This is a genomic window from Sphingomonas faeni (assembly GCF_024273235.1).
In the GTDB taxonomy this organism is placed as follows: domain Bacteria; phylum Pseudomonadota; class Alphaproteobacteria; order Sphingomonadales; family Sphingomonadaceae; genus Sphingomonas; species Sphingomonas faeni_A.
This window is the reverse complement of record NZ_JANBVH010000033.1, coordinates 1-26,880: the sequence shown is the minus strand read 5'-3', so window position 1 is coordinate 26,880 and position 26,880 is coordinate 1. Positions and strand designations below refer to the sequence as shown.

17 protein-coding genes are annotated in these 26,880 nt (G+C 67.2%); 4 read left to right on the top strand and 13 right to left on the bottom strand.

All coding sequences use genetic code 11. The features are described 5' to 3' along the window. Positions 1 to 391 precede the first annotated feature (391 nt). Together NLI89_RS16240 and NLI89_RS16235 are read right to left on the bottom strand one after the other, a co-directional pair. A complete protein-coding gene (locus NLI89_RS16240) occupies positions 392 to 2,170 on the bottom strand; it encodes an IlvD/Edd family dehydratase (protein WP_254687983.1) in 1,779 nt (592 codons plus the stop codon). Positions 2,171 to 2,259: 89 nt separating this feature from the next. Then, on the bottom strand, positions 2,260 to 3,351 hold the full coding sequence (locus NLI89_RS16235) for a LacI family DNA-binding transcriptional regulator (RefSeq protein WP_254687982.1): 1,092 nt from the start codon (positions 3,349 to 3,351) through the stop codon (positions 2,260 to 2,262). Positions 3,352 to 3,897: 546 nt separating this feature from the next. Here NLI89_RS16235 and NLI89_RS16230 point away from each other — a divergent pair. The 4 genes from NLI89_RS16230 (at position 3,898) to NLI89_RS16215 (ending at position 12,830) form a co-directional block, all read left to right on the top strand. Continuing rightward, on the top strand, positions 3,898 to 5,451 hold the full coding sequence (locus NLI89_RS16230) for an aldehyde dehydrogenase (NADP(+)) (protein ID WP_254687981.1): 1,554 nt from the start codon (positions 3,898 to 3,900) through the stop codon (positions 5,449 to 5,451). Between the two features lie 329 nt (positions 5,452 to 5,780). Beyond that, complete coding sequence (locus NLI89_RS16225; protein WP_254687980.1) at positions 5,781 to 8,924, top strand: PAS domain-containing protein; 3,144 nt, start codon at positions 5,781 to 5,783, stop codon at positions 8,922 to 8,924. 252 nt (positions 8,925 to 9,176) lie between these two features. Beyond that, positions 9,177 to 10,772: an isocitrate lyase gene (locus NLI89_RS16220; protein ID WP_254687979.1), complete on the top strand. Its 1,596-nt coding sequence runs from the start codon at positions 9,177 to 9,179 to the stop codon at positions 10,770 to 10,772. 387 nt (positions 10,773 to 11,159) lie between these two features. Continuing rightward, entirely contained in the window at positions 11,160 to 12,830 is a 1,671-nt protein-coding gene (locus tag NLI89_RS16215) for a formate--tetrahydrofolate ligase (RefSeq protein ID WP_254687978.1), read from the top strand. A 141-nt stretch (positions 12,831 to 12,971) separates the two neighbouring features. Here NLI89_RS16215 and NLI89_RS16210 read toward each other — a convergent pair whose 3' ends face one another. The 11 genes from NLI89_RS16210 to NLI89_RS16160 all read right to left on the bottom strand — a co-directional run bounded on the left by NLI89_RS16210 (position 12,972) and on the right by NLI89_RS16160 (position 26,867). Next, positions 12,972 to 14,858: an XrtA/PEP-CTERM system amidotransferase gene (locus NLI89_RS16210; RefSeq protein ID WP_254687977.1), complete on the bottom strand. Its 1,887-nt coding sequence runs from the start codon at positions 14,856 to 14,858 to the stop codon at positions 12,972 to 12,974. Beyond that, positions 14,859 to 16,337 (bottom strand): exosortase A, encoded by a 1,479-nt coding sequence (xrtA, locus tag NLI89_RS16205; RefSeq protein WP_254687976.1) that lies wholly within the window; start codon positions 16,335 to 16,337, stop codon positions 14,859 to 14,861. Then, complete coding sequence (locus NLI89_RS16200; RefSeq protein ID WP_254687975.1) at positions 16,334 to 17,608, bottom strand: glycosyltransferase; 1,275 nt, start codon at positions 17,606 to 17,608, stop codon at positions 16,334 to 16,336. Before NLI89_RS16200 ends, xrtA begins: the two co-directional genes overlap by 4 nt. Then, the gene (locus tag NLI89_RS16195; protein ID WP_254687974.1) at positions 17,605 to 18,645 is read right to left on the bottom strand and encodes a FemAB family XrtA/PEP-CTERM system-associated protein; all 1,041 of its coding nucleotides are present in this window, start codon (positions 18,643 to 18,645) and stop codon (positions 17,605 to 17,607) included. The genes NLI89_RS16200 and NLI89_RS16195 overlap by 4 nt, the downstream gene beginning before the upstream one ends. Beyond that, the gene (locus NLI89_RS16190) at positions 18,642 to 19,469 is read right to left on the bottom strand and encodes an XrtA system polysaccharide deacetylase (RefSeq protein ID WP_254687973.1); all 828 of its coding nucleotides are present in this window, start codon (positions 19,467 to 19,469) and stop codon (positions 18,642 to 18,644) included. Before NLI89_RS16190 ends, NLI89_RS16195 begins: the two co-directional genes overlap by 4 nt. 49 nt (positions 19,470 to 19,518) lie before the next feature. Further along, positions 19,519 to 20,589, bottom strand: coding sequence for an ExeA family protein (locus tag NLI89_RS16185; RefSeq protein WP_254687972.1), 1,071 nt, complete (start codon positions 20,587 to 20,589; stop codon positions 19,519 to 19,521). Positions 20,590 to 20,602: 13 nt separating this feature from the next. Continuing rightward, on the bottom strand, positions 20,603 to 22,282 hold the full coding sequence (locus NLI89_RS16180) for a hypothetical protein (protein ID WP_254687971.1): 1,680 nt from the start codon (positions 22,280 to 22,282) through the stop codon (positions 20,603 to 20,605). Further along, positions 22,282 to 23,316 (bottom strand): AAA family ATPase, encoded by a 1,035-nt coding sequence (locus NLI89_RS16175; protein ID WP_254687970.1) that lies wholly within the window; start codon positions 23,314 to 23,316, stop codon positions 22,282 to 22,284. Before NLI89_RS16175 ends, NLI89_RS16180 begins: the two co-directional genes overlap by 1 nt. A gap of 5 nt (positions 23,317 to 23,321) precedes the next feature. Beyond that, positions 23,322 to 24,845 (bottom strand): XrtA system polysaccharide chain length determinant, encoded by a 1,524-nt coding sequence (locus tag NLI89_RS16170; protein WP_254687969.1) that lies wholly within the window; start codon positions 24,843 to 24,845, stop codon positions 23,322 to 23,324. Positions 24,846 to 24,855: 10 nt separating this feature from the next. Continuing rightward, positions 24,856 to 25,500 carry an XrtA/PEP-CTERM system exopolysaccharide export protein gene (locus NLI89_RS16165; RefSeq protein WP_254687968.1) on the bottom strand — a complete coding sequence of 215 codons (645 nt, stop codon included), beginning with the start codon at positions 25,498 to 25,500 and terminating at the stop codon, positions 24,856 to 24,858. A gap of 140 nt (positions 25,501 to 25,640) precedes the next feature. Then, positions 25,641 to 26,867: a pyridoxal-dependent decarboxylase, exosortase A system-associated gene (locus tag NLI89_RS16160; RefSeq protein WP_254687967.1), complete on the bottom strand. Its 1,227-nt coding sequence runs from the start codon at positions 26,865 to 26,867 to the stop codon at positions 25,641 to 25,643. Between the last annotated feature and the right edge of the window lie 13 nt (positions 26,868 to 26,880).

Here is a 26,880-nt window from a genome sequence, read left to right as displayed (position 1 = left end):
ATTCCCGTCCACGATACCGTGCGCCAGACGCCGATCCACCTCACCCTTTCCCCTCCCCCCTCCCCGTCACCCCAGCGAAAGCTGGGGTATTTCACGTGGCACGTGACACTCGCACCACGATGAGATCCCAGCTTTCGCTGGGATGACGGTGTGTAGGGAAGGACGCGTTCAGGACGAGCGTTCGTCGATAGCGTGACGGTACGAGGGGCTGAGATCCTCCGCAGCGGCGCGGAACCTCGTGACTTCTTCCGTCATTCCCGCGGCGGCGGGAAACCATATTGGCGGGCCCCTGCCAACGCATCGCAGCTCTCGCGGTTGTAATCCCCACCTTCGCGAGGCAGCGATCAGGCATATAACGAAAGGCGATACACTAGGCCCCGCCCCCCGAACCTCAGTGATTATGCCGAGGCGTCTTCACCGAGATCCCGCGATACTTGACCGCGAAGTCGAGCACGCCGCCCTCGGCGAGCTGCCCGGTCTTCTCCCGGTACAATTCCTCCCAGGGCGTATTGCTCTCGGGCACCGGTGGAAGCCCCTCGCCCTTGCGACGCGCGATCTCGTCATCGGGCACCAGCGCATCGCAAGTGCCGGCAACCAGATCGATCCGCACCACGTCGCCCGTCCGGATCCACGACAGACCGCCGCCGACCGCGCTTTCCGGCGAGACATTCAGGATCGACGGACTGTCCGACGTCCCGGACTGCCGCCCGTCGCCGAGCGTCGGCAGCGCCAGCACGCCGCGCTGGATCAGCGCGTCGGGTGGCTGCATGTTGACGACTTCCGCCGAGCCCGGCCAGCCGATCGGCCCCGCGCCGCGGATCACCAGAATGCAGCCCTCGTCGATATCGAGCGCGGGATCGTTGATCCGGTGGTGATAATCGTCCGACCCCTCGAACACGATCGCGCGTGCCTCGAACCGATCCTCGGCCCCGGGCGTCGACAGATACCGCTCGCGGAACGCTGGCGAAATCACCGACGTCTTCATGATCCCGAAATCGAACAGATTGCCCTTCAGCACCAGGAAGCCCGCGCGCTCCATCATCGGCGCGTCGAACGGCTTGATCATCTCGCGGTCGCGCGTCTCGCGCCCGGCGATGTTCTCACCGATCGACCGCCCCGTGACGGTCAAACAAGTGGTGTCGAGCTTCCCGCCCGCGATCAGCTCGTGCAGCACCGCGGGCACGCCGCCTGCGCGGTGGAACCGCTCGCCGAGATACTTTCCCGCCGGCTGCATGTTGACCAGCAACGGCAGGTCGTAGCCGTGATCCGACCAGTCCTCCGGATACAGCGTCACGCCGGCATGCTGCGCCATCGCCATGATATGCGGCTGCGCGTTGCTCGATCCGCCGATCGCGCTCACCACGCGGATCGCATTCAGGAAGCTCTCGCGCGTTAGGATCTTCGACGGGCGCAGGTCCTCATACGCCATCTCGACGATCCGCCGACCGGTCTCGTACGCCATCTGCCCGCGCTCGCGGTACGGCGCCGGGATCGCCGCGCAACCCGTCAACGACAGCCCCAAGGCTTCGGCGACCGCGTTCATCGTCGATGCCGTGCCCATCGTGTTGCAATGCCCGGCCGACGGCGCGCTGTCGGTGGCGCGGTTGAGGAACTCCTCCTCGTCGATCTCGCCCGCCGCCAGCTTGCGCCGGCTGCGCCAGATCACGGTGCCCGAGCCGACCAGCTCGCCATCATGCCAGCCATCGAGCATCGGCCCGCCCGACAGCACGATCGCCGGGATATCGACGGTCGATGCCGCCATGATTCCCGACGGCGTGGTCTTGTCGCAACCCGTGGTCAGCACCACCGCGTCGATCGGATAGCCGTACAGCGTCTCGACCAGCCCCAGATACGCCAGGTTACGATCGAGCGCCGCGGTCGGCCGTCGGCAATTCTCGAAGATCGGATGGACCGGAAACTCCATTGCGATGCCGCCCGCGTCGCGAATCCCGTCCCGCGTCCGCTTGGCGAGTTCGAGATGGATGCGGTTGCAAGGGCTCAGGTCGCTACCCGACTGCGCGATGCCGATGATCGGTCGGCCCGAACGCAGCTCCGCTGGGGTCAGCCCGTAATTCATGAAGCGTTCGAGATAGAGCGCGGTCATGTCCGAGCGGGCGGGATCGGCGAACCAGTCGCGCGATCGGAACGGCTTCACCGGTACACGGTCCACTGCAAACTCTCCTGAACGCAACGATTATTGAATGGGAGCGCTACCGCGACGGTCCGCCATCGGTCAAGCTCGGGGATGCCCTAGATAATTTAGATAATAGAGCGCGACGGCGGCCTGCGACGCGGCGCGGCATCCGACTGTCGCCGCACCAACGTATAGTCGAGCACGACATGACCGTTCGCGTCCGCTCCCCCGCCGCGACGATGGGAGATCGCCGCGACCAGCAGCTCGACCGCCGCGCGCGACATGTCGGCGATGGGCTGGTGAATCGTCGTCAGTTCAGGCCAGATCGTCGTCGCGAGCGCGCTGTCGTCGAACCCGCACACTGTCAGGTCGCCCGGTACGTCGAGCCCGCGGCGATGCGCCACCGCCACGCTCGCCGCCGCCATATCGTCGTTGCTCGCGAAAATCGCGGTGGGCGGGTCCTTCGCGTCGAGCAGTTGCTCCGCACCGTCCAGCCCGGATCGATAGGTGAACAACCCACCGACGACGAGCGACTCGTCCGGCACCAGCCCCGCGTCGGCGATCGCCGCGAGATACCCTTCGTGCCGCAGGCGACTCGCGGTCTGGTTCGGGTTGCCGATGATGAACCCGATCCGCGAATGCCCCAGTTTCACAAGATGATGGGTCATGGCGCGGGCCGCCTCGAAGTCGTCGATCGTGACGGCGGCCGATCCGCTCGGCGGCGATCCGGTGGCCACGACGACGGTCGGCACGCCCGCTTCGGTGAGGACGTCCAGCACGGCCCGCGAATCGCAGAGCGGCGGCGGCAGGATCACGCCGTCGATGCCGCTGTCGATCATGTGTCGCGCCACTTCGATCTCGTGATCGCCAATATCGCATTTCTCGACGACCAGCTGCACGTCGCTGCGACTCGCCTGTTCGAGGCTGCCGACCAGGAACTCGCTCAGATACGCCGCGCTCGGGTTGCTATAGAGCAGTCCGATCCGCATTTGCCCCCCGCCAGCCAGGCTGCGCGCGGCGCGGTTGGGCGCGTAGCGGAGCGTCTCGATCGCGGCATTCACCGCCTCGCGGGTCGCGTCTCGAACCTTGGCTTCGCCGTTGATGACGCGCGATACGGTCATCGGCGAAACGCCTGCGAGAACCGCGACATCGGAGATGGTGGGTGCGCCGCTTCTGCGGCCCGAAGTGGTGCGCGGCTTGCGCGTGACGAGGCTCATGGCGGCTTTTTAGCAGCTGATTGCAATATTATCAGCACGCAATCGTCGGTTATAGTCGTATGCTCGGAGTACATCACGAGACATCGGTTGAGCGTGCGGTCGAGCGTGCGGTCGAGCGTGCGGTTGAAGCTTGCGTGTTATCGCTCCCAACATTAGTCCGACAATCGAGTTGCGGCTCGGTGCTATTTGGGAACGGCGTCGGACGTCGGTCCAAACCGGGCCTCCAAGGCGACAGCGATTTGGCGGAAGGAGAGAAAAGCGTGAAACACGATCCGATCCTCCGCTCCGTACAAGCGCGTCGCTGTGATGCTGCCTCTCGCCCGGCTATGATCCGTTCCGCGATCCCGGCGATGTCAGGAACACGGCGGCGTGTCATGGCGGCGTGTAATGTTGCGGTCTGGAACCTGGCGCGCATCCGCCCCACATCGGACGTTCGTAATCAGGGTGACGCCGCGACGCTGTCTGCCTGCGCTCACCTGCACACCGATTTCCCCGCGCATCGCCCATCCGGCCGGCGCGTATCTCGATTGAATTTGGAGAACTGACATGGACGGCACCTTCCCGATCGGCGCACGCGCCGTAAGCAGCGACGTCACCTTCCTCGCGATCGACCCCTCGACCGACGCCAAGATCGAGCCCGCCTTCGCGGTGTCGAGCGAGGCCGATGTCGCCGAGGCCTGCAAGCTCGCCGAGGCCGCCTTCGACATTTTTCGCGAGATCGACCCGGAGGCGCGCGCCGTGTTCCTCGAGACGATCGCCGACGAGATCGAGGCGATCCACGAGCCGCTGGTCGCGCGTGCGATCCAGGAAAGCGGCCTGCCCCGCCCGCGTCTCGAGGGTGAGCGCGGTCGTACCACCGGCCAGCTTCGCCTGTTCGCCAAGCATCTGCGCGCCGGGACCTGGGCCTCGGTCGTGATCGACCACGCGCAGCCCGATCGTAAGCCGATGCCGCGCTCCGACCTGCGCCAGCGTCGCATCGCGGTCGGTCCGGTCGCGGTATTCGGTGCGTCGAACTTCCCGCTCGCCTTCTCGGTTGCGGGCGGCGACACCGCCTCCGCGCTCGCCGCCGGTTGCCCGGTCGTGGTCAAGGGCCACCCCGCGCATCCCGGCACGTCGGTGATGGTCGGCAAGGCGATCCAGGCCGCGGTCGCCAAGTGCGGCCTGCCCGAGGGCGTGTTCTCGCTGGTCCAGGGCCCGGCGAACGAACTCGGCGCCGCGCTCGTCACCGACCCACGGATCAAGGCGGTCGGTTTCACCGGCTCGCGTGGCGGTGGCCTTGCGCTGGTCGCGCTCGCCGCGGCGCGCCCCGAGCCGATCCCGGTCTATGCCGAGATGAGCAGCATCAACCCGGTCATCCTGTTCCCGGCCGCGCTCGCGGCACGCGGCGAGGCGCTCGGCAAGGCGTATGTCGGGTCGCTGACGATGGGCTCGGGCCAGTTCTGCACCAACCCCGGCATCGTCGTTGCGGTCGACGGTCCGGACCTCGACACCTTCGTGACGGCCGCTGCCGCCGCCTTGGGCGAGGCCGCGCCGCAGGTGATGCTGACGCCTGGCATCCACGCCAGCTATGAGCAGGGCGTGTCGGCGCTGGCCGGTCACGATGCGGTCGAGACGCTCGCCCGCGGCACCGAGGCCGAGGGCGCGAACCGCGGTCGTGCGGCATTGTTCTCGACCACGGGCAAGGCGTTCGTCGCCGACCCCGCGCTGTCGCACGAAGTGTTCGGGGCTACCTCGATCATCGTTCGCTGCACCGATCTCGCCGAGGTCCGCGAGGTTCTCGAGAAGATCGAGGGTCAGCTGACGATCACGTTGCAGATCGACGAGGGCGATCATGCCGACGCCGCGGCGCTGCTGCCGGTGCTGGAGCGCAAGGCGGGTCGCATCCTCGCGAACGGCTGGCCGACCGGTGTCGAGGTTGCGCCGGCGATGGTGCATGGCGGTCCCTTCCCGGCAACGTCGGACCCGCGCACGACTTCGGTCGGCACCGCGGCGATCGAGCGCTTCCTGCGCCCGGTCTGCTATCAGGACCTGCCGGACGCACTGCTGCCCAAGGCGGTCAAGCACGGCAACCCGCTGGGCCTGCCGCGTACCGAGGGCTGATCGGCCCGGGAGGTTGCTAACAAGAGGGATGCTATCTGGCGACAGCGCCCTCTTGTTCTCCCGCGAAGGCGGGAGTCCAGACTGGATCCCCGCCTTCGCGGAGAAACATGCTTTACCTCACCCCAGAAGCCACCACCCCGGCGAAGGCCGGGGCCCAATTGGGGGACATCGCTAACGGAGCACTGTCCTTCGTTATTGCCACCCTTCCAATTGGGCCCCGGCCTCCGCCGGGGTGGTTTGAGAGTCGTGGTGGCACGTAACCTGCACCCCCCCCCCCCTAACCACGCGTATTCATTGACACGCGTGCCCCACAAACCCACTAGTCCGGGATGACAAACCCAGGCTCGTCGCTCCTCTCGTCGCGCACAATATCCCTGCCCTCCGACCTCGGCAGCTACATCGACGATCTCGCCGCCGCCGGCCACGGCGACGCTACCGCGATCATCCGCACCGCGCTCGAGCAGATGCGCGAGCGTGACGCCCTGCAGAAGCCGACCGAAATCCTGATCGGCGGCGGCGAATGCGGCATGCTGGTCCGCCAGCGCGACTGGGCCGCGACCGCGCTCGGCCCGATCGACTCGTGGCCCGCCGAGCTTCGCGTCACGCTCGCCAACATCCTCAACTCGCCGGTCGCCAAGGTCGTGATGTGGGGCCCCGAGCACATCATGCTCTACAACGACAGCTACCGCGCCGTCGCCGGCGATCGCCACCCCGCCGCACTCGGCAGCCCCGTCGCGACCGCGTTCCCCGAGGTCTGGGACTGGAACCGCACCGTTCTCGAAGCGGGCTTCCGCGGCGAGACTATCGCCTATCGCGACCAGCCGATCCTGTTCCAGCGCCACGACGGTCCCGAACTGCTGACGCTCGACCTGTTCTACACGCCGGTCTACTGCGCCGGGGGCACGGTCGGCGGCGTCCTGTGCACGATGGTCGACAATAGCGGCCGCGTCGAAGCCGAGCACCGTCTCGCCGCCAGCGAAGCCGAACTGCGCCGCGTCACCGACGCCGTGCCGATGCTGATCTCATACGTCGACCGAGACCATGTCTATCGCCTCGCCAACGCGCAGTATGAGGAGTGGCTCGGCGTCGCGCCCGAGGCGATGATCGGCAAGCCCGTCCGCGAGGTGCTGGGCGACACGGTCTATCAGGATCGTCGCCCCTCGTTCGATCGCGCGCTGGCGGGCGAGAGCTTCATCGCGCAGACCGTCTTTCCGCACCGCGACGGGCGCCCCCGCCGCGCCGAGTTCCGCTACGTGCCCCACACCGCCGCGGACGGCTCGATCCCCGGCATCTACGTGCTCGGCATCGACGTCGAGGAGCGTGCCGAACGCGAGGCCGAACTCGGCATCAGCAACGGCCGCTTCCGCACCGCGATGGACGCGGTCCACGGCGTGCTCTGGACCAACAGCCCGGACGGCCGGATGATCGGCGAGCAGCCCGGCTGGGCGACGCTCACCGGCCAGTCGATCGACGAATACCAGAATTTCGGCTGGGCCGACGCGATCCATCCCGACGACGTCGCCTCGACGATCAAGGCGTGGACTGCCGCCGTCCTCAGCAAGTCGATGTTCGTGTTCGAACACCGCGTCCGCCGCCATTGCGGCACGTGGCGCACGTTTGCGGTGCGCGGCCTGCCGATCCTCGACGAGGCCGGCGAGGTGCTCGAATGGGTCGGCGTTCACACCGACATCACGCACCAGCGCGCTGCCGAAGCCGCCTTGCGCGATCAGGCCGAGGCACTCGCCCGCCAGGTCCGCCACCGCGAGCGCGCCGAGGATCAGCTCCGCCAGCTCAACGAAACACTCGAAGCGCGCGTCATCCGCGAGATCGACGAGCGCCGCCAGGCCGAGGCCAAGCTCGCCCAATCCCAGAAGATGGAGACCGTCGGCAAGCTCACCGGCGGCGTCGCGCACGACTTCAACAACCTGCTTCAGGTCGTCTCGGGCAATCTCCAGCTGCTCAGCAAGAATCTCGAAGGCAATGAGCGCGCCGAACGCTGGGTCGCCAACGCGATGGCCGGCGTCACGCGCGGATCGAAGCTCGCCGCGCAGCTGCTCGCGTTCGGGCGTCGCCAGGCGCTCGAGCCCAAGGTCGTCAACGTCACCAGATTTGTGCGCGGGATGGACGACATGCTGCGCCGCGCGATCGGCGAAGGCGTCGAGATCGAGACCGTCGTCGGCGGTGGCCTGTGGAACACCTTCATCGACCCCGCGCAGATCGAGAACGCGCTGCTCAACCTCGCGATCAATGCGCGCGATGCGATGGAGGGCCAGGGCAAGCTGACGATCGAACTCGGCAACGCGCACCTGGATGACAGCTACGCGCAGGGCCATGACGAGGTCGAAGCCGGCCAATATGTCATGCTCGCCGTGTCCGACACCGGCACCGGCATGAGCCCGGAGATCATCGAGAAGGTCTTCGAACCGTTCTTCTCGACCAAGAGCGAGGGTAAGGGCTCCGGCCTCGGCCTGTCGATGGTCTATGGCTTCGTCAAACAGTCCGGCGGCCATGTGAAGATCTATTCGGAAGTGGGCGAAGGCACCACGATCAAGCTCTATCTGCCGCGTGCGATGGAGAGCGAGGATTTCGAAGTCGTCGCCGATGCCAGTCCGATCTCCGGCGGCACGGAGACCGTGCTGGTGGTCGAGGACGATGACGAGGTGCGCGGTACCGTCGTCGAGCTGCTCACCGATCTCGGCTACAGCGTGCTGAAGGCGGTCGACGCGGCCAGCGCGCTCAACGTGGTCGAGAGCGGGGTGCCGATCGATATCCTATTCACCGACGTCGTGATGCCCGGCACCTTGAAAAGCCCCGAACTCGCGCGGAAAGCCAAGGAGCGCCTGCCCGATCTCGCGGTGCTGTTCACGTCGGGCTATACCGAGAACTCGATCGTCCATGGCGGCAAGCTCGATGCCGGCCTCGACCTGCTGTCGAAGCCGTACACGCGCGAGGCCTTGGCGCGGAAGTTCCGTCAGGTACTTGCCAACCGCCAGCGTGCGGGCAGCCCCACCGCGAAGGCCGCGCGCGATGCACGGATCGACGCCGAGCGCCGCCTCGACACCCCCGCCCGCCGCACCGTCCTGCTGGTCGAGGACGACGCGCTGATCCGCGCCAACACCGCCGAAATGTTGCAGGGTAGCGGCTTCGTCGTCGTCGACGCCGCGAGCGCGGAGGACGCGATGACCGCGCTCCAGACCGTGCCGATCGATGCGCTGGTGACGGATGTGAACCTGCCGGGCGTGTCCGGACCGGATTTCGCGCGCACGGCACGGGCGCTCAGGCCGGGGGTCGGCATTGTCTTCGCGACTGGGGATACGGCATCGGTCGCCGACGAAACCGACGCAATCATGCTGGAGAAGCCGTACGGACTGGACGCGCTAGCGGCGGCAGTGCTGGCATCGCTTGGTGAAACGGCGCTGGCGGAGCCGCTCGTGGCACTAGTCTCCACCGACCGGCTGACCGAAGCGGACTGACGCCCCCGAGAAGGACAGCGACGTAGCTGTTCCCCCGCGAAAGCGGGGGCCCAGGGTTACTCAGCGAACGGCGTGTGGCTCCTGGACTCCCGCGTACGCGGGAGAACAGCGTTGAGCGTGTAACATTCTTCACAACCCGACACTCGACGCACCCCAGCAACCGACACCAACACCCGCCGCCGCGCGGTATTCCCCGTAAAAACCCTGTCAACAACCCTACACGACGATCAACGCAGCAGCGAAGGATCGCCCGTGACCTACCAGACCCACATCGCCCAAATCTCGAACCTCATTGCCGACCAGAACGGCACCTGGGACGCGATCTCACCCGAATCGGTCGCGCGCATGCGGCTCCAGAACCGCTTCGCCACGGGGCTCGAAATCGCCCGCTACACCGCCGCGATCATGCGCAAGGACATGGCCGCCTACGACGCCGATCCGGCCAACTACACCCAGTCGCTCGGCTGCTGGCACGGTTTCATCGCGCAGCAGAAGATGATCAGCATCAAGAAGCATTTCGGCACGACCGACCGGCGCTACCTCTACCTCTCGGGCTGGATGGTGGCGGCGATGCGCAGCGAGTTCGGCCCGCTGCCCGATCAGTCGATGCACGAGAAGACCAGCGTCCCCGCGTTGATCGAGGAGCTCTACACCTTCCTCCGCCAGGCCGACGCACGCGAGCTCGGCATGATGTTCCGCGAGGTCGATGCGGCCCGCGCTGCCGGCAATGCGATCGAGGAACAGCGCCTGCTCAATGCGATGGAGAACCATCAGACGCACGTCGTGCCGATCATCGCCGACATAGACGCAGGCTTCGGCAATGCTGAAGCCACATACCTCCTCGCGCGGAAAATGATCGAGGCGGGGGCCTGCGCGCTCCAGATCGAGAACCAGGTCAGCGACGAGAAGCAGTGCGGCCATCAGGACGGCAAGGTCACCGTCCCGCACGAGGACTTCCTCGCGAAGGTCCGCGCGTGCCGCTACGCGTTCCTCGAACTCGGCGTCGAGGACGGCATCATCGTGACGCGCACCGACTCGCTCGGCGCCGGCCTCACCAAGCAGATCGCGGTCAGCAAGGAGCCGGGCGATCTGGGCGACCAGTATAATTCCTACCTCGACTGCGAGGAGATCGATCCCACGACCGCACGGAACGGCGACGTCATCCTCAACCGCGACGGCAAGCTGCTCCGCCCGAAGCGCCTGCCCTCCAACCTGTTCCAGTTCCGCGCCGGCACCGGCGAGGATCGCTGCGTGATGGACTGCATCGCCTCGCTTCAGAACGGCGCCGACCTGCTCTGGATCGAGACCGAGAAGCCGCACATCGAACAGATCGCCGGCATGGTCGATCGCATCCGCGAGGTCGTGCCGAACGCAAAGCTCGTCTACAACAACTCGCCGAGCTTCAACTGGACGCTGAACTTCCGCCAGCAGGTGTTCGACGCCTGGACCGAAGAGGGCAAGGACGTCTCCGCCTATGATCGCGCGCGGCTGATGAGCGTCGATTATGATGGCACCGCGCTGGCCGAAGAAGCCGACGAACGCATCCGCACCTTCCAGGCGGATTCGGCCAGGCGCGCAGGGATTTTCCATCACCTGATCACGCTGCCGACCTACCACACGGCGGCGCTGTCGACCGACAATCTCGCCAAGGAGTATTTCGGCGATGCCGGGATGCTCGGCTATGTGAAGGGCGTCCAGCGCAAGGAAATCCGCGAGGGTATCGCCTGCGTCAAGCATCAGAACATGTCCGGCTCGGATCTCGGCGACGACCACAAGGAGTATTTCGCTGGCGAGGCCGCGCTGAAGGCCGGGGGCGCGCATAATACGATGAACCAGTTCGCGGCGTAATGGCGTGATGCAGCAGGCGGAGCGCAAGCTCCGCCGCGCCCGCATCACACCCGGCCGGCGGGGCTAGCAGCCCCGTCCGACTAGCCTGTCCTGAGCGCCTGCCTTCGCAGGCAGTCGAAGGGCGGCTTAGCCGCGGCGCTCTAAAGAGTACCGCCGCTGGCCCGTAACCTCGGACCAACCAGCCAGCGGTTCTCTTCGGCGAGATGCCAACCTTCCCCCCTCCCTGGAAGGGAGGGGTCGGGGGTGGGTCGGTTTCTCGGGCCGGGACGGTGGCCAAATCGGGCCGACCCACCGCCTGCCCCTCCCTTCCAGGGAGGGGAGTTCCACATCTCCCCCGCGCCAGAAACCATCTGGCACCCCGCCCCCGCCCCCGCTACGCACGCCCGCATGGACACCGATATCGCCATCGCCCGCAGCGTCGCGCTGCGCCCCATCGCCACCATCGCGGACGGCCTCGGCATCCCCGACGCGGCGATCGAGCCCTATGGTCGCTACAAGGCGAAGATCGCGCTCGACTGGCTCGAAACGCGTAAAACGAGCGCGAAAGGTCGCCTGATCCTCGTCACCGCGATCAACCCCACCCCCGCGGGCGAGGGCAAAACGACCACCTCGATCGGCCTCGCCGACGCGCTGCGCCACACCGGCCGCAAGGCGGTCCTCGCGCTCCGCGAACCGTCGCTCGGGCCCTGCTTCGGCACCAAGGGTGGCGCGACAGGCGGCGGCCGCGCGCAGGTCGCGCCGATGGAGGACATCAACCTCCACTTCACCGGCGATTTCCACGCCATCACGACCGCGCACAATCTGCTCGCGGCGATGATCGACAATCATATCCACTGGGGCAACGCGCTCCAGATCGACGTCCGCCGCGTGGTCTGGCGCCGCGTCCTCGACATGAACGACCGCGCGCTGCGCGACATCGTCCAGTCGATCGGTGGCGTCGCCAATGGCTATCCGCGCGAATCGGGCTTCGACATCACTGTCGCCTCCGAAGTGATGGCGATCCTGTGTCTCGCCGACGACCTCGCCGACATGGAGCGCAGGCTTGGCGATATCGTCGTCGCCTACACCCGCGACCGCAAGCCGATCACCGCGCGCGACCTCAAGGCCGACGGCGCGATGGCGGTGCTGCTGGCGGAGGCGATCAAGCCCAACCTCGTCCAGTCGCTCGAAGGCACGCCAGCGTTCCTCCACGGCGGCCCGTTCGCCAACATCGCGCATGGCTGCAACTCGGTAATCGCGACGCGAGCCGCCCTGTCGCTCGGCGATTACGTCGTCACCGAAGCCGGCTTCGGCGCGGACCTAGGCGCGGAAAAGTTCTTCGACATCAAGTGCCGCCAAGCGGGGCTCGCCCCCGACGCGGTCGTGATCGTCGCCACCGCGCGCGCACTCAAGATGAACGGTGGCGTGGCAAAGGCCGACCTCGCGCACGAGAACGTCGATGCGGTCCGCAAGGGTGCGGTCAACCTCGTCCGCCACATCGAGAACATCCGCCAGTTCGGCGTCCCCGCGATCGTCGCGATCAACCATTTCTACACCGACAGCGATGCCGAGATCGCCGCGATCCAGGAGGCCGCAGCCCAGCACGGCTCGCGCGCGATCCTCTGCCGGCATTGGGCCGAGGGTGGCGCAGGCGCGGTCGAGTTGGCCGATGCGGTTGCCGAGATCTGCGAGACGCATGGCGGTGGATTCGCGCCGATCTATGGCGACGAACTCTCGCTGTTCGACAAGATCGACACCGTCGCCCGGCGGATTTATCGCGCGGAGCATGCGGTTGCCGAGCCGAGCGTGTTGGCGCAACTCAGGCGCTGGGAGGATGCGGGCTATGGTCACCTGCCCGTCTGCCTCGCCAAGACCCAGTACAGCTTCTCGACCGACCCGGCTTTGCTCGGCGCGCCGACCGGCCACATCGTCCCCGTCCGCGAAGTCCGCCTCGCCGCCGGTGCCGGGTTCGTCGTCGCGATCTGCGGAGAGATCATGACCATGCCGGGCCTCCCCCGCGTGCCCGCGGCGGAGGCGATCCGGCTCAACGACGAAGGGCTGATCGAGGGATTGTTTTAAGCCCTTGATCCTCCCCCGCCAGGGGGAGGTGGCTGGCACTTGCCAGACGGAGGGGGAGGCACGCGAAACGTGCGCTCCGTGTCCTCCCCCTCCGTCACCTTCGGTGCCACCTCCCCCTTGCGGGGGAGGATTCGAGACGCCCTACCCGAACATCCGCTTCATCGACCGCTCGAGCATCACGAACTGCCACAACGTCCGCCCATGCTCGCCCCGACCCATCCGGTGCTCGTCGGCAATCCGCGCGATCGTCGCCATGTCGAACCACCCCGTCTCGCCGAGCGTACGCGATTTGGCGAGCGCGATAGCTTCCCCCGCCAGCGCTTCGCGAAACCACGCGCTGATCGGCGTCACGAAGCCCATCTTCTGGCGGTAGAGGATCTCGCGCGGCAGATACGGCTCCATCGCCTTCTTCATCAGCCATTTGCCCTCGCCGTGGCGCAACCGCATGTTCGCGGGCAACGTCGCGCAGAACTCGATCAGCCGGTGGTCGAGCAACGGTTCACGCGCTTCGAGCCCTACCGCCATGCTGGTACGATCGACCTTGGTCAGGATGTCGCCGGGCAGCCAGTGCTTGATGTCGGCATATTGCGCACGGTCGATCGCGTCGCGCGCCGGTGCATTGGCCATCGTCGCGACATAGCGATCCTCGGCACGATACCCGCCGAGCGTGGCGCGGGCACCGGGCGTGAAGAGGTGCGCGCGCAGCTCGGGCGTGGTGACGCCGACCGACCGCGCATACGCCTCGCCCCCCCCTTGCGCGAGCGCGAGCAACGTCGATTTCGCGCGCAGCGGACGCGGCGCCCAGTCGGCCTTGGGGTAAAAGCGGCCGAGCGTACCGAACACGTCCGCGCGCAGATGCGCCGGGAGCAGCCCGCGAACGCGCTCCTCGACGGACTGGAATTTGTAGCGACGATAGCCGGCGAGCGCTTCGTCCGCGCCGTCGCCCGACAGCGCGACGGTGACGCTCTCGCGGGCCAGCGCACAGACCTGGTACGTCGCCAGCGCAGAGGCATCGGCGAAGGGTTCGTCGAAGCTCGCGACCAGCGTGTCGATCAGCGAGACGTCGCCCGACTGGACCACGCGCTCGCGGTGATCGGTGGCGAAGCGCCGCGCCACGGTGGTGGCGAAGCTGCGCTCGTCATGCCCCGCTTCGTCGAAGCCGATCGTGCAGGTACGGACCGCCTTGGGGCTCGCTTCGGCCATCAACGCGACGACCGCAGAGCTGTCGACGCCGCCCGACAGGAACGCACCGAGCGGCACGTCGGCGACCATGCGTGAGCGCACGCCTTCGCGCATCCGGTCGACCAGTTCTTCGCCGAGCACCTTGGCGGAGCCGGTCGCGCGGTTGGAGAAATCGATGTCCCACCATTTGCGCGGGCTTGGCACCGGACGCCCGCGCTCGACCAGCAGGAAATGCCCCGCGACCAGCTTCTTCACGCCCGCGACGATGCAGGAATCGTCGGGAACATAGCCGAGCGCGAGGTAATCCTCGACCGCACTCAGATCGGGCACGCGGCGGAGTTGCGGGTGCGCGAGCAGGCCCTTCAGTTCGGAGGCGAACGCCAGCGACCCATCCGCCAATTCGACATAGAAAAGCGGCTTCACGCCCATCCGGTCGCGCGCGAGGAACAGCGTGTGGGCGGCGGAATCGTGGATCCCGAACGCGAACATGCCGTTCAGCCGGTCGAGCATCGACGGCCCCCAGGCGCGCCAGGCGTGGAGCAGCACTTCGGTGTCGCCTGCGGTGCGGAAGATCGCGCCCTTGGCGATCAACTCGTCGCGCAGTTCGGCGAAATTATAGACCTCGCCGTTATAGGTGATCGTCAGCGAGCCGTCCGACATCGGCTGCGGCGAGCCTTCGAGATCGATGATCGACAGCCGGCGGTGGCCGAGCCCCACGCCCGGCGCGGTCCAGATGCCGTCGCCGTCGGGCCCGCGATGCGCCAGCGCGGCAATCATCGCATGGACGCGGTTGGGATCGACCGGCTTGGGCGTACCCGGGTGGAAGATCCCGGCGATGCCGCACATCTAGCGCATCCCCGCGGCGCGATCGGCAACCGTAGCGATCGGCCCCAATGCGGCGAGGAAGCGCGCGATCGGACGCGGATCGGCACCCTCGACCGACAGGTGGATCGCCACCGCGCGTTGCGGACCACCGAGCAGCCGCGCCTTCATCGTCTCGATCTTCACCAGCGTCTCGTCCTGCGTGGTCGTGTCGCCGACCCGGTACCACGTCGCGACGATCCGCTCTACGGGCCCCGGCGCCGTGATCCGCATCGCCGAACCGCCCGAAATCGCGGGCAGGTTCTCGACCCGGACCCAGCGATCCTCCTGCCGCAGGACGCCGGTGCCGAACGCGATCAGCTCCTTGCCCTCATGCTGGTTGCCGAACACCGCGATGCTCATGTCGACGGTCGCGCCCGATCCGTCGGCATAGCGGCCGAACAGATAATGGTCCGCGCCGGGATGATAGGGCATCCAGGGCGCGCGCGTGCTGACCGGAACGCGGTGCCATCCGGCGATGTCGGGCAGGTCGATATGCGCGGGCAGCGGCTGCGCGCGACCGGCGATGGCGGCGCTCCAGCTCGGGAAGATCGCGACCGTCGCGAGGACCAGCGCGGTGGCGACCAACAGCTCGGTGCGGTGGCGTGGCACCGCCTGGAGCCTCGCCGGATCGAACGCGGGATCGTCGGGGGCACGGTCGAACCAGCGCCAGCCGATCGCCAGCACCGCGGCCATCACGAGCGCGAAGAACACCCAGCCATAGACGATATGGTCGAACCCGGTGGCCGCCTCGATCGATGTCAGGTTCGCCGCCCAGATCGTCCCGAACGCGCGGAACCCGTTGGCGACGACCGGCACGACCACCGAGACGACCAGAAAGATCGCCCGGCGTTTCCACGACAGGAAGCAGAGATTGGCGACCAGCACCCCGAACGCGACCATCGCGATGACGAACTTGGCGCCCGAACACGCCTCCGCGACTTCGAAATAATAGCGGCCGGCGTGGATCAGCACGCCGTCGACCACCGCCGGCACGCCGACGAGGTGGAGCAGCGGCATGACGATCGCGACCGTGATGGTCTGCAAGGGTGGTTCGAGGCCCTCGCCGAACGGCACGAGGAAGAACGCGTAGCAAAGCGGGAACAGCAGCCCGCGCGCGACATTGGGTCCGAGGATCGTGACCACCGCGCCCTGCAGCATCATGACCAGCCCGAGCTGGCGCGCGAAACCGACCGAGCCGGCGTCGCCCAGCAGACAGCCGAACCCGCCGATCGCGACAAGCGCCAGCCCCGGCCACCAGCCGGTTGGGGTCAGTTGGGCGAGTTCCGCGCGGCGCTGCCAGATCAGCCACGCGACCACCGGACCGATGAACAGGCAATGCCCGAAGGTCGTGCTGTTCCACCAGATCTGCACGAGATCACCGACGTCGCTGCGGAACATCAGCAGGATCAGGACGAACGCGACCGCCAGCGCGATGCCGTGTCGGCGCCACGCGGTGGTCATGCGGTCAGGCCGAGCAGCACGTCGAGTGGGGCGAGGCGCGCGTCCCAGCCATAGCGGCGGATGACCTGCACACGGGCGGCGGCGCCGAGCATGGCTGCGGTGTCCGGCGCGTCGAGCAGCGCGATCACCTGATCGGCGAAGTCCTGCGCGGTCGCTGCGACGCGGATGGTATCGGCGTGGTCGATCCCTTCGGCGGCGGCGGCGGAGGCGACGACGGGACGCGCCATCGCCATCGCCTCGAGCACCTTGTTCTGGATCCCCCGCGCGAGTTTCAGCGGCGCGACGCACACGTCCGCAGCGGCGAGCCAGCCACGGACGTCGTCGACCGCGCCGGTGACGGTGACATGGTCGCTGGCGAGCGCCTGTACCGCCGGCGTCGGTGCGCGGCCGACGATCGCGAAGCGCGCGGGGTGGCGGCGGTGGACGAGCGGGAGGATATCGCGCGCGAACCAGGTTACCGCGTCGATGTTGGGCCGGTAGTCCATCTGGCCGGTGAAGACGATGAGCGCTCCTTCGCCCCTCCCTGGAAGGGAGGGGTCGGGGGTGGGTCGGCCGGCTTGAGCCATGCCCGTTCGGATATGCGGAAACCGACCCACCCCCGGCCCCTCCCTTTCAGGGAGGGGGGAAGATAAGGGCGTTGTGGCAGCCGCAGGGTCGAACTTCGCGGAGTCTATCCCGTTCTCGACAGCAAGGACGCGGCCGCGCGCGCCACCCTTACGGAACAATGCAGCCTCGGCCTCGCTCACGAACAGACTCGCAGAAACCCGCCCCGCAATCTCTCGCTCGAAAGCCCCCAGCAACCGCGCTTCGCGGCGCATCATCCACCGCATCGGGCCTCGCGCATCGTCCGCAAACCCAGCGAACTTGGCGGAATCGACATCGACGAAATCCATCACGACCGGCCGCGCGTCGACCGGCAGATACTGCGCCATCTGACCCGAAAAGCAGTAGACACCGCCAACCTGCGGCAGGAGGCGATCGACCGCGGCCTGCATTGCCGGGCTGGCGAACGCAGTCAGCGATACCGGCTTGCCGACAGCCAGCGCTTCGATCGCAGCACGCTTCTGCGACTTGCGACGTGGCAGGATCGTGAAACCTGCCAGCATCTCCGTAAACACCGCAGGCGGATCGAAGTCCGCCTCGTCGTCAGCAAACGCCACCAGATGAACCGGCGTGCGCTTCGCCAGATATTGGAGGATATGGAAGCTGCGGATCTTGTCGCCACGATCGGGCGGAAAGGGCACGCGGTGCGCCAGGAAGAGCAGGCTCACCCCAGCCCTCGGGAAATCCACGGTCCGGCGGCGGTCGCGGCCCATAGCGGGAGGCGCTTCCACGTCTTCACCATCAGCGCGTATTTGGGGTTCAGCGGATTGACCTCGCGCGCCGGCCCGTCGCTGCGCTTGGCGTACAAGCGCGGTTCGGGCGTGAACCCCCAGTTCTTCTTAAACGCCGCCGCGCCGGTGCCGGTCTTCGAGCGCCCGAAATCGAACCGCGTGCACCCCCTCGCCCGCGCATGCGCCATCAGCGCGAAATACATCCGGTCATTGGCGCGAAGCCCGCGCGCTGCGTCGGTCCCGCCACCCCAATAGGGGTAGACGGTGCCGTCGAAGTACAGGCTCAGCACGCTGGCGACCGCCCTGCCCTGATGCCGTACGGTGAGAACATCCATATCCATCACACTGGCAACGCTACGGAAAAGCTTGGCCGGAAACACCGGCGTGCCGAGGTTGCGGACCGATTCGGCATAGACCCGGTAATGCTCGGCGAGCAGCTTCCGGTCGTTACCGGTGACGATCTCAAGATCGAAACCGAGCGAACGGCGGACTTCGGCGCGCTGTTTACGCGGGATCGCGAGCAGTTCGGCGTCGTCGTCCACGGCCAGATCGCGCGCAAAGCCGAGATAGCTGGTGTCGTCGCTCGCCCAACCCTTCGGTGCGGGGCCGCCGCGCAGTTCGACCGACGGGCAGCCGGTCCTCAGCGCAAGGTTCCAGGCCGCCGCCGCCAGTGGCTCGATCGACGCCCCCAAAATGCCGCCATCGACGCCGAACCCGGTCGACACCAGCGCACGCCCGAACAGCGGCGAGCGCATCTCGGTCAGCGGCAGCACGCCGATGATGGCCCCGCCGGCATCGTCGGAAACCAGATAGCGCGCGCGCTGGCCACAGCCGTCCTGAACGGCACGGCTCCATTCGGGCAAATGAAAGGGTGTGGCGCCCTCGGTCGTCGCAACGAACGCCGTGATCCGCGCGCACTCGGCCGGATCGCGAAGGTCCGCCTCGCGCACCCCGACGGGCATCGGCGCGGTCACGCCAGCCGGGCCGCTTCGCGCGCGACGACCGCATCGACACGGCCCCATTCGTGGCGGCCGAGCAGCCCGCGCAACTTGCCCGCCATCGCGCCGAGCCGCGAGTAATGACGGATCTTCGATCGCATCGGCGCCGCATCGACCCGCGGCTGCGCTGGATCGATCTCCCACGGGTGGAAGTAGAACATCGCCGGGCGATCCTCACGGTTGACCTGACGCACCGCGAAATCCGTGATCGCGGCCGGCAGCAGGCGGAAGAACCCGCCGCCGGTGGCAAGCTTGCGCTCCCCGAACTTGGCGACCGTCACCGGCACCTCGATCAGTGCGCTGTCGGCGAGTGGCTTGAACCCATAGCGCGGCGCGTCGAGCCAGCCATAATGATCGTGCTTCACCGGCGCGACGCTGGAGGAATAGGCGTATCCAGCCTCGGCGAGTTCGACATGCGCCCAGGGCGTCCGCTGGTCGATCGAAAAACTCGGCGCACGGTAGCCCGTGACCTTCGTCCCCGCCGCATCCTCGATCGCGGTTCGCGCACGGACGAGGTCGGCACGAAACACGTCCGGCGTCATCGTGAAGACGCGCTGGTGGTCCCAGCCATGGCTGGCGATCTCGTGGCCGGCATCGACGATCCGGCGCATCATCGCAGGATAGCGATGCGCGACCCAGCCGAGCGTGAAGAACGTCGCCTTCGTATCGCGCTCGGCGAACAGCGCGAGCACAGCGTCGGTGTTCGCCTCGACGCGCGGTTGGAGCGAGTCCCAGTCGGCCTTGTCGATGACCTTCTCGAACGCGCCGACCTGGAACCAGTCCTCAACATCGACCGACATGCCATTCAGAACAGGGCCATTAATAACCGGGCCATTGAGAACAGGCATTTCAGGCAGCATCATGCCAGGCGGAAACGCCGCGGATCGGGGCGTATTCCGGTTTGGCGTCATCGCTCTCGACCCAGTCGACCAGCAGCGTCAGCACGCGGCGCAGCGCCATGTCCTGCAACTCGACCCGTGCTTCGAGTTCGGCGATACGGTCCTCGATCGCTGGATCGGTCCGCAGAGGCTCGGCAGCCGGCACAGGGGTCGAAGCCGGCCCGGCGGAGGTCGGCGCGCCCTTGCCCTTGTCGCGCGCCAGCATCGGCAGGTCGCCCTCGAGATCGCGTTGCACCGACCGGACCGTGCTGCCGTCGATGACCGTCAGATCCTCGATCGCCGCGTGAAGCATCACCCGTCCCGCAAGCAGATTGAGGCGACGCGGGATGCCCGCCGACCCGGCATAGAACGCCTCGGATGCATCGTCGGCGAAATCGGGATTGCCGTCCCAGCCGACCACCGTCAGGCGGTGCGCTAGGTAATCGGACACCTCATGCTCTTCCATCGGATCGAGATGATGGATCGCGATCACTCGCTGGCGGAGCTGTTCGAGCCGATCGGAGCCTTGCAGGCGATCGCGGAACTCGGGCTGGCCGAGGAGGACGATCTGCAACAGCGCATGGCCACCCGCCTGGAAGTTCGACAGCATCCGCAGCTCTTCGAGCGCGGACACCGGCAGCGCCTGCGCCTCGTCGACGATCAGCAGCGTGCGCTTGCCGGTCCGCGCCACCGCGTGCAGCCCGCGCTCGATCGCGGTCAGCAGTTCGGCCTTGGTCAGTCCCGCCGGATCGACGTGCAACTCGGTCGCGACGATCCGCAGCAGGTCGTCCGCCTCGATCGCGGTCGATACCAGCCGGATCGCGTTCAGCCGCTGGTGGTCGATCGTGTCCATCAAATGGCCGACGAGCGTCGTCTTGCCCGCGCCGATATCGCCGGTGATGACGATGAAGCCCTCACCCTGCGCCAGGCCATAGCCGAGATACGCCATCGCCTTGCGGTGGGTGGCGGTCTCGAACCAGAATTTGGGGTCCGGGGTGAGCTGGAAAGGCCGACCCGTCAGTCCATAATGTTCATCGTACATAAGCTGCTCGCCTTCAGAACTGGTACCGCGCACCGACCAGCGCCTGCGCCGACCAGTCGCTGTCGAGGTCACCGACCTTGAAGCTGTAAAGCCCGAGCGACGCGGTGGTGCCGAGCCGTCCGAAATTGTGAAAATATGTTCCCGTCCCGCCATAGGACCAGACGCCGGCATCGCCGGTCAGATCGTCGCCGATGTCGGCGACGCCGCTGTCGTAGTAATTGACGAACAGGTCCGCGCTGACGCCCGACACCGGGGTCAGCCTTCGCGTGTAGAACAGCTGGCCGTAATAGCTTTCGTCGTCGAGGCCGGTGACGACCAGGCCCGGCGCGAGCCGTGGCGCATATAGCTTGCGGTTCGCATAGCCGATGCCCCCGCCCCAGGTCGACCGGCCCCGCGTGACGCTGATCACGCCGTCGATCCCGCGCGCGCGGTAGCTTGCGGTCGAGATCGACTGGAACACGTCGTTGAGGCAGCCGCCCGGCTGCGCACCGCTCGAACCGAACACGCAGCCGTTGAACTGCTGGCCGAAGCCCTGCTGGTTGCCGGTCAGGAAACTGGTGGGCAAGTTGCCGATGCCGGTCCGGAGCTGGCGGCCGAACGTCTGCACGCCGTCATAGACGTTGACCGCGAGGCCGACGGATTGTGATGCCTGATAGGTTGCGGTGCCGGTATAGCTCAGCGAGCCATAGCGGCGCCCGACATGCCCCTCGACCGACGTGCGGCGATTGGGTCGCCAGACGACCCCCGCGTCGTAATAGATGCCATCGGTACGATAGGCGACGCGGCGCGGCGACGCCTCGTTGGTGACGAAACGTCCGTCGCGATCGAGCACCGGCGTACCGGTCGCATCGACGACCGCGTCCTTCTGGCTCGTCTCGATCTTCTCGTAGCCGACGCCGGCGGTGAGCGCGACATAGGGCGAGATCGGCTGGAGGATGTCGCCGCGGCCGTAATAGCCCTCATAGCGCTGCTTGAGCTGGCTGGCGGTCTCGCGGTCATACGCGCCGCTGACGGTGATCCCGAACGGCGCGATCGCACCGGGCCGGACCGAGGCGCTGGCGGTGACGGTGTTGCCGATCGAATCGTCGTAATAATCGAGCCGCTGCCCGCCGAGGCTCGCGTCGCTGAACGTCGGCGTCTCCACCTTGGTGTAGCCCAGGCGGTAGTTCGCGTTCAGCGTCACCGGGCCGGCGTTGCTCGTGAAGCTGGGGCCGGCATAGACCGAGTAGATCTGGCTGACGTTGCTGACATTGCCGACCAGGATGCCGGGCGCCGCGCCACGAATGTCGGAGCGCGACCGCGTGGCGATACCGGCGCCCTCCAGCGTGAGGTTCGGCGTGATGCGGGCATCGACGCGCGCGAGGCCCGAATGGATGTCGTCGTCGCCCAGACGGTCGCCCCAGCCGAAACGGTGTTCGTACCGATAGCTGACCTGACCGGAGATCCGCTGGGTTTGGACCGCAGCGTCCACGCCCGCGGCAAGGCTGGTGTAGGTCAGCACGTCGCCGCCGTTCAGGTCGGCGGACAGCGTCTGGCTCGCCTCGACATACGGCGTGACGACGACGCGGCGCGCCGGCTGTGCCGCAGGTGCCGCTTGCGCCATGACGGGGGTCGTAGGGAGCGTGGCGAACAAGGACGCGCTACCGGCGAGTGCCAGCGTCCGGACCCTGATGATCGTCGGTCGTTTCATCATCACGACGCTGCATGCCCATAATAGCTGCCGAACCGCGCACCGCCCTGGACGAACGACACCGCGTTCAGAACGAGCTGGATATGCTCGCATCCGTCGAGCAGGTTCACCGCCGCGCGCAGTTCGTTTTCGGGCGTGTGATCGGCGCGAACGACGAGCATCACCTGCCCGACCCGCATCGCCAGCACCGATGCTGGCGACGCAGCGAGCGCCGGCGGCGAATCGAAGATCACGACGCGGCGCGGATTGGCTTCGAGCAGGCGGGCGATCACCGACTTGGTGCGCGCGCTCGCAAGCAATTCGGTATCCGCGATCGTCTTGGTCCCGGCGGGCAGGATCGACAGATGCGGCACATCGGTCTGGATCACCAGGTCCTCGACGTCGATCCGCGCGTCGCCGAGCGCATCGAGCAGGCCCGGGCCGTCGGTGAGCCCCAGCTGCGCGACGACATCGGGCTTGGCGACGTCCGCATCCACCAGCAGCACCTCGGTATCGCGCTCGGCGGCGATCGACAGCGCGAGATTGATCGCGCAGAACGTCTTGCCGTCGCCGGGACGCGCCGAGCACACCAGGATCATCCGCGCCTTGTCCGCGCTCTCGCCCTCGGCGATCCGCGCGCTGGCGATCAGCAGCTGCCGCTTGATCAGGCGAAACTCTTCGGCGAGCGGCCCGACGGGCGCACCCGGCACGATCATGCCATTGGCGGCGAGCAACCCACGGTCGATCCGCGCGGTATCCAGTGGTGCATCGGGCAAGTAGAACTCGTCCGGCAGCTCGTCCCCGACCGGCGCGCGCAGTTCCTCCGGAATCGCGAGGAAGGTCGGATCGACGAACTCGTGCGAGGGCGCGGCCACCTCGTCGCGCACCGGCGGTTCGACCGACACGTCCTCGACCGGTGCTTCGACCGCCGGCCCACGCTCCACGACCGGCCCACGCTGCACGACATTGCCGCGAAGCCGGGCATGCTCGGTGAAGTCATACACCTTGGCCGCGCGCTCGAGCAGCGAGGGTTCGCGATCTGGTTTCGTCACGGTCATCCCCCTCAAGCCGCCAGTCCGCGCTGGAGGATCTCGACCCCCAGCAACAGGACATAGGCAGCGCCCAGCGCGGCGGTGCCGCCCAGGAACATCTTCAGTTTGCGACGACGCTGCTCGGATTGCACGCGCGTCACGACTTCGCCGATCGACCCGATCACCGGCATCCCTGCCGCCTTCTCCAGCCGTGCGGTCGTCGCGAACGTGGTCCGCAACTGCCCCATCGCGAACGCCGCACCGATCCCGGCCGCGAGTCCCGCTATCAACACGCCGGTCAGTAGCAGCATTCGGTTCGGCGCGCTCGGTGTCGTCGGCATCGTCGGGGGATCGATCACGCTGAACTTGACGTTGTCGCTCTGCGACTGCGCCTGGCCGACCAGCGCGGTCTGCTCGCGCTGTTTCAGCAGCGCATCATACTGGTCCTTGAGCACCTGGTAATCGCGATCGATCGAACCCTGCTCGGCCGCAACCTCGGGATCCCCGGTCAGCTTCGAATTGAGCAGGTCGAGATCGCTCTGCAACTGGCTCCGCCGCATCCGCAGCGAGGCGACCGTGGCGGTGCGATCCGCGACCATCGACTGGAGCGAGGCGTAGAGCGGGTTCTGCGCACTGCCGCCGGCGTTACCCCCGGCGAGAGGCTCGCTGCGTGCCGCCGCCGTCGCCGCGGCAAGCTGGCTCTTCAGCGCGACCACATCGGGATGATTCTCGGTATAGCCGCGCGCGCGCGCATCGGCGAGCTGGCCCTGGATCGCCTGGAGACGCGCGCGCGCCGGTCCCGCTGCGCCCGCGACGCCAACCGCCCCGGCGACGGTCGCCGGCGTTCCCGCCATCTGTCCCTGCACCGCGGCGAGGCTCGACTGCGCAGCGGCGAGATCGCCATCGACCTGCGCCATCTGCGAACGCGCCGCGCCGATCCGGTCGCTGACCGAACCGGTACCGGGCAGCGCGCCCAGATACCGGTTCTGGAAGTCGGCGCGCTTCGCCTCGGCGTCGGCGAGCTGCTTCTGCCGCGATGCAAGCTGCTGGTCGAGGAAGGTGAGGCTCTGAGTCGTCTTGGAGCGATCGCCCGCGAGATTCTGCTCGACGAACAGGTCGATCAGCTTCTGCGTGATCTGGCGCGCGAGTTTCGGGCTGGCCGCGCTGGTGGTGATCTGGAACAGATTATCCTGCTGCGACATGATCTTGATGTTCGGCGCCAGGCTCGCGACCCGGTCCGCGACGTCGCGGTCGCTGGACACGGTGTTGGCCAGATCGGTGCCGCGCACGACCTTTTCGAGGTTCACCGCCGAGATCAGCGTCGTGCGGATCGTATCGACGGTCATCGGCACGCTCTGCGGCACGCCGTCCATCCCGGCGGGCAGCACCGTCTGCATCTGCACGAACACGCGCGCGGTCGATTCGTAGCGGCTCGGGATCTGCGACACGACCAGCCAGCCGAGCACGCACACGCCCCACGCCACCGCCAGCGCCAGCCAGCGTCGCGTCCAGATCGCATGAAGCGCGATCCGCACCTCGTCGTAGATCCCGTTCATCCCAGGCGCCTCAGAACATCGATTCGGGGATGATGATCACGTCGCCCGGCGCAAGGCGGACATTGGCCGACGAATCGCCCTTCTTGAGCAGGTCGTTGATCTGCAAGGCGAACTCGGTCTGCTTGCCGGTCGCACGATCATAGCGCACTAGCCGGGCCTTGTTGCCCGCCGCATATTGGCTGAGCCCACCGACCGCGATCATCGCGTCGAGCAACGTCATGTTGGCGCGGTACGGGATCGACGCGGGCTTCTCGGTCGCGCCGACGATGCGGACTTGCTGGCTGTACGTGCCGCTGAAATTCTCGACGATCACCGAGACGATCGGGTCCTTGATATAGGCCCCCAGCGCCTTCTTGATGTCGTCGCTCAGCATCGCCGGGGTCTTGCCGACCGCGGGCATGTCGTTGATCAGCGGCGTGGTGATCCGGCCGTCGGGGCGCACCTGGACCTTCGACGACAGTTCTGGATTGCGCCAGACGAAGATGTTGAGCTGGTCGAGCGGGCCGATGACATACTCCTCGCCCGGCAATTCCTGGTTCGCGACGAACGCCGCGGGCGGAAGCTGGGGACGCGTGCCGGTGGTCGTGCAGGCGCCCAGCGTGGTCGCGGCAAGGCCGAGGGTCAGCAGGGACTTCGATACAGATCCGGAACGCATGGGCAACTTTCTCCTGGCACCGTACCGTCCGTCGGTTGCTCGACGCACGGCTAACTCGGCCTTCGCTATGCAAGTAACAGGTGAAGATAGCGTTAGGAGCGACCCGTAACCACGCTCCGCCAAGGCACTGCAACTGCGCCTTATATCACAGTAACGATCTCGGCGGCCGGTGGATGCCCAAGAAACGACGTCGGGCTGGCGCTGGCCCCATAGGCGCCGGCCATGAAGATCGCGATCAGGTCGCCCACCGCGACCCGCGGCAACGCGATCTTTTCGCCGAGGCGGTCGAGCGGGGTGCAGAGCGGCCCAACGACGGAAACCGTTTCGGTCGCTTCGTGACCCATCCGCGCCGCGACCGCGATCGGATAGTTGCGGCGGACGACGGTGCCGAAATTGCCGCTGGCGGCGAGTTGGTGGTTGAGCCCGCCGTCGACGATGACGAAGGTCTCGCCTTGGCTCGCCTTGATGTCGATCACGCGGGTGAGATAGACGCCCGCCTCGGCGACGAGCCAGCGACCGAGTTCGATCGCGAACCGCGTTTCGGCCAGGATCGACGGACGGGATGCGAGCGCTTCCGCCAGCGCGCCGCCCACCCGCTCGACGCCCAGCGCCACGTCCCCCGCGAAATAGGGCACGCCAAAGCCGCCGCCGAGATTGACGAGTGGCGGCGCGACGGCGGCCTCCTCCGCCAACCGCGCGGCGAGTTCAATCGTCGCGGCCTGCGTCTCGATGATCGCGCCGGGATCGAGCGCCTGGCTGCCGGCATAGATATGAAAGCCGCGCCAGTCGGCACCCGCCGCGACAATCGCCTTCACCAGCGCCGCCGCCCGCACGGCATCGACCCCGAACGGCGAAGCCCGTCCACCCATCCGCATGCCCGAGCCGCGCAGTTCGATATCGGGGTTCACCCGCACCGCCATCCGCGGCGTGAGCCCGAGCCGATCGCCGATCGCGAACGCACGCCCCGCCTCGCCTTCCGATTCGACGTTGAGCGTGGCGCCGGCGGTGATGGCTGCGATAAGTTCGTCGTCACGCTTGCCAGGCCCCGCGAAACTGATCGAGGCGGCGGATTTGACCGCGAGCGCCTTGGCGAGTTCTCCCGACGAGGCGACGTCGAGCCCATCGACCAACGGCGCGATCGCGGCCAGCAGGTCGGCATGCGGGTTCGCCTTGATCGCATAGTGGAGATCGATCGCCGGCATCGCCGACCTGAAGCGCGCGATGCGGGCAGCAACGATCGCCATGTCGTAGACGAACAGCGGCGTATCGCGCGCTTGCGCGGCCCATTCGTCAGCCGCGCGTCCGCCAATTTTCAGCGGACCATCTTGCCGAGCGAACTCCGGAGGAAGAGCACCCATCGGTTTCATGACGCACTCCCTT

What these genes read in the sequence shown, in the direction of transcription:
- NLI89_RS16235 (WP_254687982.1), bottom strand. Translation starts at nt 3,351, where the DNA reads ATGAGCCTCGTCACGCGCAAGCCGCGCACCACTTCGGGCCGCAGAAGC.
- NLI89_RS16230 (WP_254687981.1), top strand. Translation starts at nt 3,898, where the DNA reads ATGGACGGCACCTTCCCGATCGGCGCACGCGCCGTAAGCAGCGACGTC.
- NLI89_RS16225 (WP_254687980.1), top strand. Translation starts at nt 5,781, where the DNA reads ATGACAAACCCAGGCTCGTCGCTCCTCTCGTCGCGCACAATATCCCTG.
- NLI89_RS16215 (WP_254687978.1), top strand. Translation starts at nt 11,160, where the DNA reads ATGGACACCGATATCGCCATCGCCCGCAGCGTCGCGCTGCGCCCCATC.
- NLI89_RS16210 (WP_254687977.1), bottom strand. Translation starts at nt 14,858, where the DNA reads ATGTGCGGCATCGCCGGGATCTTCCACCCGGGTACGCCCAAGCCGGTC.
- xrtA (WP_254687976.1), bottom strand. Translation starts at nt 16,337, where the DNA reads ATGACCACCGCGTGGCGCCGACACGGCATCGCGCTGGCGGTCGCGTTC.
- NLI89_RS16190 (WP_254687973.1), bottom strand. Translation starts at nt 19,469, where the DNA reads ATGTCGGTCGATGTTGAGGACTGGTTCCAGGTCGGCGCGTTCGAGAAG.
- NLI89_RS16185 (WP_254687972.1), bottom strand. Translation starts at nt 20,589, where the DNA reads ATGTACGATGAACATTATGGACTGACGGGTCGGCCTTTCCAGCTCACC.
- NLI89_RS16180 (WP_254687971.1), bottom strand. Translation starts at nt 22,282, where the DNA reads ATGATGAAACGACCGACGATCATCAGGGTCCGGACGCTGGCACTCGCC.
- NLI89_RS16175 (WP_254687970.1), bottom strand. Translation starts at nt 23,316, where the DNA reads ATGACCGTGACGAAACCAGATCGCGAACCCTCGCTGCTCGAGCGCGCG.
- NLI89_RS16170 (WP_254687969.1), bottom strand. Translation starts at nt 24,845, where the DNA reads ATGAACGGGATCTACGACGAGGTGCGGATCGCGCTTCATGCGATCTGG.
- NLI89_RS16165 (WP_254687968.1), bottom strand. Translation starts at nt 25,500, where the DNA reads ATGCGTTCCGGATCTGTATCGAAGTCCCTGCTGACCCTCGGCCTTGCC.
- NLI89_RS16160 (WP_254687967.1), bottom strand. Translation starts at nt 26,867, where the DNA reads ATGAAACCGATGGGTGCTCTTCCTCCGGAGTTCGCTCGGCAAGATGGT.